Annotated in this window: 4 protein-coding genes and 1 pseudogene; 4 read left to right on the top strand and 1 reads right to left on the bottom strand. The window is 66.5% G+C overall.

The genetic code is table 11. The features are described 5' to 3' along the window. Nucleotides 1-64: 64 nt before the first annotated feature. Entirely contained in the window at nt 65-661 is a 597-nt protein-coding gene (locus G412_RS0129505) for a DUF6461 domain-containing protein (RefSeq protein WP_028815194.1), read from the bottom strand. Between the two features lie 584 nt (nt 662-1,245). On the opposite strand from G412_RS0129505, the pseudogene G412_RS41870 reads away from it, so the two are divergent. From G412_RS41870 to G412_RS0129535, 4 genes and pseudogenes are all read left to right on the top strand, one after another. Further along, nucleotides 1,246-2,313: pseudogene (locus G412_RS41870) on the top strand (IS630 family transposase). Between the two features lie 1,821 nt (nt 2,314-4,134). Beyond that, nucleotides 4,135-5,577 carry an adenylosuccinate lyase gene (gene purB / locus G412_RS0129525; protein ID WP_028815197.1) on the top strand — a complete coding sequence of 481 codons (1,443 nt, stop codon included), beginning with the start codon at nt 4,135-4,137 and terminating at the stop codon, nt 5,575-5,577. A gap of 10 nt (nt 5,578-5,587) precedes the next feature. Next, nucleotides 5,588-6,151 (top strand): G/U mismatch-specific DNA glycosylase, encoded by a 564-nt coding sequence (gene mug, locus G412_RS0129530; protein ID WP_028815198.1) that lies wholly within the window; start codon nt 5,588-5,590, stop codon nt 6,149-6,151. A 121-nt stretch (nt 6,152-6,272) separates the two neighbouring features. Next, nucleotides 6,273-6,577 (top strand): transposase (locus G412_RS0129535; protein ID WP_157839192.1); only part of this gene is annotated, 305 nt, incomplete at its 3' end.

Here is a 6,577-nt window from a genome sequence, read left to right on the forward strand (position 1 = left end):
GCAGAAAAGCGTCGGGCCGTGGAACTGAGGCCGAAGAGGACACCTCTTCGGCCTCAGGGCTTTATTAGGACGGAGCGCGCATGGTCAAGACCTCATCGGCGAGTATCGTGCGGGGTACCGAAAGCGAAAAGCAATCCTCGACCATTTTGAGAGTCAGCAACATAGGGTCGCGTTCCGGACTCTCATCCCACTCCACTGGGTTGCCGTCCGAATCGAGCAGTCCCACCCGCTGCATGGCCGGCACCACCGAATCGGGCTGATCCCCGCGGGGCTCGGCATCCGCCAGTGGATCGAACGTGCAGAGCGTCCGCTCATGAGAGGCGTAAGCAAAGAAGGTATCGAAATTCGTCGTTTGGGAAATGTCCACCGCGTCTGTACCCCGGGAAGCCCTGCGGACCGCTGCATCGAGCGCCCTGCCGGCCTCTCCGGACGGCCCGTATTGCCCCAGCGCGACAGACCAGTCTCCGACAGTGACTGAACGCAGCAGCGTTACTCTGGTCTCGACCTCAAGCGATGTGCCGTCACCCCAGCTCAAATGCAGCTCGTCGCCGGAGCAGCCCACCCGGCCCAGCAGCTCACGGGCGGAGATGTTCCGCGCCGCGAGCAACCAGAACCCCTCCAGTCCCTCATAAGCCAGCCACTGCACTCCGTCTTCCGACATACTCACTCCCCACAATGGCTGAGGCACCGGCCCCGCAGCGAAAATGAACCCGCCGGTAGAGGGTATTCGCGAGCTGATCCGTTGGACAACCACAAGATGCGACAAGGAAGTCACGGCCCGACGCGAGCCACCGAGGTGGACCGCCCCACAGATGCCGGGTCGTCATCCAACTGAGGGAGGCCCGCAGTCGGTGGCCAACGGGGACTTGCGTCTAAGCCGAGCACATCAGCGCACTCCAGGGACGAGCCTCGGCACCACGCCGCCAGTCATCCCGGCGGCCCCAGCCAGCCCCGCGGTCAGCCGCACACGCTGATCGCCGGCACGTCAGAGCCAGGGAACATAGCGTGGGATCGCCGGTTAGCCAAACCGGCGATCCCACGCATCATTGATAGTTCACCGCCACGACCTGCCCATACGCGAAAGGCATCACCGAGACGACCATAAATTGAACTCGTCGCGCATCCATTAGCGACTGCACCGCCACGGAGCTGCTCCGGAACAGGTACCGTGCACGCTAGAGATCTTTAACGGTGCGGGTTACGTCGGGTCGTGACGGCTGTCGTGGGCCGCGGTATGCCGTGAGAATGAGGTATCCCGATGGCGGTGGATTGACGGCCGAAGAGCGGGCTCGGCGTGAACAAGTCCGACTCGCAGCTGCTGACTTGATCCAAGCAGGGGCCAGTGACCGGGAGGTGGCCCGACGATTCAGGGTGACCCGGATGTCGGCGAACCGCTGGCGTCGGGCGTTGGCTTCGGACGGTCGGCAGGCTCTGGTCTCCAAGGGCCCTGGTGGCGCCCGTTGCAAGCTCGGTGCTGGCCAACTCCGCGTTCTGGAGTCGGTGTTGGATGTCGGCCCGGCCGCCTCGGGCTGGAGTGACCAGTGCTGGACGCTGGCCCGGATCGCTGAGATCGTGCGCCGCCGGTTCGGCGTCGAGTACACCCTTGCCAGCCTGGACCTGCTGCTGCACCGCATCGGCTGGAGCGTGCATGTCCCCTCCCGCAAGGCCACCGAGCGGGACGAGGCGAAAATCGCTGCCTGGAAGGACGAGCAGTGGCCCGTCATAAAAAGAAGGCGGCGGGCTTGGGCGCCTGGGTCTGCTTCGAGGACGAGGCAGGCCAGGGCCTGAGGCCGCCCGAGGGCCGCACCTGGGGCCGCCGGGCCACCCCCGGTGGTGCGGGTCAGCGCCACGGGCACCAAACGGGTCTCGATGGCCGCGCTGATCTGCACCAAGCCCGGCCACCAGCCCCGGCTGATCTACCGCATCCACCTCGACCGTGGTCCCGCCAAGGGCCGCCGCAAGGGCTTCACCGAGACCGACTACGCCCGCCTGCTGGATGCCGCGCACCAGCAGCTCGGCGGCCCCATCGTGCTGGTGTGGGACAACTTGAACACGCACATCAGCCGCACCATGCACGAGCTGATCGCCGCCCGATTATGGCTCACCGTCTACCAACTGCCTCCGTACGCTCCCAAGCTCAACCCCGTCGAAGGTGTGTGGTCGCACCTGAAGAGGTCACTGGCCAACCTCACCAAACACAGCCTCGACCAGCTCACCGCCCTGGTGAAGACGCGGCTGAAACGGATGCAGTACCGCCCCCGCCTCATCGAGGGCCTCATCGCCAAGACCGGCCTCGACCTCCAACCGCCGTAACCTAGCTGTTAAAGATCTCTAGCTAGCGGGTGACCACGTTGAACACCGGATAGATCTTCGGCTGTGCGTCAGGGACGCCGATCTCTTGCAGGATTGGCATGATGGTTTCGCCGAACTGCTGGAATGCCTTCTCGGACTCCCATACGTCGACTACGAGCCATCCGTTGGGAGTAGGGGCGGCAGGTGTGCGAGATCAGGCCGGGCACCGGCCAGTCTGCGGGTTCTTTACCGGGCCAGGCCGACCAGATACCTTCTCGGCGCTCTGCTCATATTGAGCCTGGGTCATCCCCGGCATATCGAAGACCGCGACGATTGGCATGCTGAGCTCCCTTTCACAACGGTACAGAGTCTGGCCCAGTCGACCATCGTGGCGAGCCGCAGGCGCGTTGGCCTGAGCCGAACGGAGCACGCCTGTGCCTGACCGGCAACTCCGAACACCGTCAGCAGGGCGAACCATGACGACACCTACAGCGCCAACGACCGGACTCGACCTCACACCGCGTAACCCCCGCCGTTAAAGATCTCTAGAGGCCACATGAGATATCGCATCTCGGACGAAGCCGGGAAAGAGACGGCGCCGGATTGGCCTGCCATCCATATGCGCCTCAGCGCAGGATGATGACCTCACTTGGGTCACCGCAGTCTTGACCAATTTCCGACCCGGCACCTTGCACTGCTCATTCGCCACAGGCGTTCCATCCACACGTCTGTGCGTCCGACATCGAGAAATGGAGAATCGAAATACACGGACAAACTAACGGGGTACAGGGCACCCAGTACAGTCCTACGCGTATCCGCGCCACCTGGGACGGAACAGGGAGCCTGGAGGACGCCTCCAGGGCGTTGGGGTTCTCGCGCGCGAAGGGCTACGACCTGGTCCATCGCGGGGAGTTCCCATGCCGTGTGCTACGCATCGGCCGTACGACACGTGTCGTCACCGCATCATTGCTCCGAGTGCTCGAAACCGGAGAGCCGGAGTACAACGGTGCCCACACCGGACACTGCACGCCGTCGTAGAACGCCGCGCAACGAAGCCCCGCTGGATTCGGCGGGGCTTCGTCGTCTCACGCGCTCTGCCAGAATCCGGCACCGGTAAGGACGACGCTCACGGCCGCAAGAGTGGCGACCGCGCCGATCCGCTTTACTCATCCCCCAGCAGAGCGGAGGGTGCTGAGGGGCGGCGAGGTCGGAACTACGCGACGTGGTCGACGAGCGCCGCGGCCAGCTCCGCCAACGCCAGTGTCCGGGCGAACCCGGACTGCTCGACGTATACGCCCACGTGGCGACGGACGCTCCGGCCGTACGAGTACTGCTACCGATTGGCAAAGTGGAGCGGTCCGCCGTCATGGGTCATGACGGCCTCGGCGCCAGCGTGCGCGAGGACCACCTGGTACTCGACCTGGTATACCGTATGGTCCGCTGCTCCAGGCTGGTCACGGTGACCGGGCCGTGGTCGAAGGTCGGCACCGTGACAGTGCGCGGCGGGCTCATCGGCCTGCCTCCGTTCCTGCGGCGCCGCAGGGGGCGCAGGGGGCGGTACCGAGAGGAGAGTGCTCGGCTAGACGGGCCGCAGATAGTCCGCGGCCAACCAAGGTCGTCGCCCTGTTGGTGCAGTCTTGCATGGGTTCGGTTCCCTCCTTGATCGGAGCGGTTTCGGATCAAGGACCCGGCAGGGCTGGAATCAGCAGCCCGGGGCCGTTCCGTCTCACGCGCGTCTCACACGCTGTGCGTGACACGGTGGTCTGGGAGCCTCTGACCTGGACCTTATGGACTGTGTGGGCGCTCACGAGCCGCTGAAGACGGCAGGTAAACTCTGGTCACGTGACTGCTGCTCCTGCGAAGCCTCGCATCCCCAATGTCCTGGCCGGCCGCTACGCCTCCGCGCAACTCGCCGTCCTGTGGTCCCCCGAGCAGAAGGTGAAGCTGGAGCGCCAACTGTGGCTCGCCGTGCTCCGCGCTCAGAAGGACCTCGGCATCGAGGTGCCCGACGAGGCCATCCCCGACTACGAGCGGGTGCTCGACCAGGTCGACCTGGCGTCGATCGCCGAGCGCGAGAAGGTCACGCGTCACGACGTGAAGGCGCGGATCGAGGAGTTCAACGCGCTCGCGGGCCACGAGCAGGTCCACAAGGGCATGACGTCCCGCGACCTCACCGAGAACGTCGAGCAGCTTCAGATCCGGCTGTCGCTGGAGCTGATGCGCGACCGTACGGTCGCCGTGCTGGCCCGGCTCGGCAAGCTGTCCGCCGAGTACGCGGAGCTCGTCATGGCGGGCCGCTCGCACAACGTCGCGGCCCAGGCGACGACGCTCGGCAAGCGCTTCGCGACAGCGGCCGACGAGCTGCTGGTGACGTACGGGCGTCTTGAGGAATTGCTCGGCCGCTACCCGCTGCGCGGGATCAAGGGCCCGGTCGGCACCGCCCAGGACATGCTGGACCTGTTGGGCGGCGACGCCGGGAAGCTGGCGGACCTGGAGCAGCGGATCGCCGTTCACCTCGGCTTCTCCCAGGCCTTCACCTCGGTGGGCCAGGTGTACCCGCGTTCGCTGGACTACGAGGTCGTCACCGCGCTGGTGCAGCTGGCGGGCGCTCCTTCCTCTCTTGCCAAGACCATCCGGCTGATGGCCGGGCACGAACTGGTGACGGAGGGCTTCAAGCCCGGCCAGGTCGGCTCGTCCGCGATGCCGCACAAGATGAACACCCGCTCCTGCGAGCGCGTGAACGGCCTCATGGTGATCCTGCGCGGCTACGCCTCGATGACGGGCGAGCTGGCGGGCGACCAGTGGAACGAGGGCGACGTGTCCTGCTCGGTGGTGCGCCGGGTCGCGCTGCCCGACGCGTTCTTCGCGTTCGACGGTCTGCTGGAGACCTTCCTCACGGTGCTCGACGAGTTCGGCGCCTTCCCGGCGGTCGTGGCCCGCGAGCTGGACCGCTACCTTCCCTTCCTCGCGACGACCAAGGTGCTCATGGCTTCGGTACGGGCCGGGGTCGGCCGGGAGGTCGCGCACGAGGCCATCAAGGAGAACGCCGTCGCCTCCGCGCTGGCGATGCGGGAGCAGGGCGCCGAGCGCAACGAGCTGCTGGACAAGCTCGCGGCCGACGAGCGGATTCCGCTCGACCGGGCGCAGCTGGACGAGCTGATGGCCGACAAGCTGTCCTTCACGGGAGCGGCGGCGCAGCAGGTCGGCGTCGTGGTCTCCCGCATCGAGGAGATCGCCAAGCAGCACCCCGACGCCGCCGGGTACACCCCCGGATCGATCCTCTGATCCGCACGGCATGACGCCCGAAGAAGTCCTGGCCGCCCGCGACCGCCTCGTCCCAGACGTGGTCGCGGGTGGCCTGCGCGTGCTCTTCTGCGGCATCAATCCGGGGCTGATGTCGGCCGCGACGGGCCACCACTTCGCCCGCCCGGGCAACCGCTTCTGGCCGGTGCTGCACCTCTCGGGATTCACTCCCCGGCAGCTGAAGCCGGCGGAGCAGGACGAACTCCTTTCCTATGGCCTTGGCATCACCAACGTGGTGGCCAGAGCGAGTGCGCGGGCGGACGAGATAAGCGACGAGGAGTTCCGCGAGGGCGGGCGGATCCTGACGGCGAAGGTCGAACTGCTCCGGCCGAAGTGGCTGGTGGTGGTCGGCATCACCGCCTACCGCACCGCCTTCGGCGAGAAGAAGGCAGTCGTCGGGCCGCAGGAACGGACGATCGGCGAGACCCGTGTGTGGGTCCTGCCGAACCCGAGCGGTCTCAACGCTCACTGGACCGCGCAGACCATGGCCGAGGAGTACGCCCGGCTGAGGGCGGTGTCGGAGACCGGCGGCCCGGTGCCCGAAGCCGGCGGCTAGCGGAAGCGGCGCCGGCAGCCGGCCCTCGCTGAGGCCTCTGTCAGAAGTCACCGTCGACAGTGGCGGTCAGGTGTCAGCGGCTAGGTCGTGTCCGGAAAGTGGGTAAGTCGTTGGTCCGTTAGTGGTGCGTCGACATGAACTGACGGATGAGTCGTGGGCGTTGATCGCTCCGTTGCTGGCGCCGGGACGGATGGGCCGACCGGTCCGGGACCGGCGCCAGGTCGTGAACAGGATCTTGTGGAAGCTGTCCACCGGGGCCGCCTGGCGTGACCTGCCCGAACGGTACGGGCCGTGGAAGACGGTCTATGAACGCTTCCGGCACTGGTCCGCCGACGGCACCTGGGACCGGCTCCTCGCGCATGTCCAGCAGCACTCCGATGCCGTCGGAGCTGTCGACTGGACCATCGTGTGCGTCGACTCCACCAC

This window comes from Streptomyces flavidovirens DSM 40150 (assembly GCF_000429085.1).
In the GTDB taxonomy this organism is placed as follows: Bacteria; Actinomycetota; Actinomycetes; order Streptomycetales; family Streptomycetaceae; genus Streptomyces; species Streptomyces flavidovirens.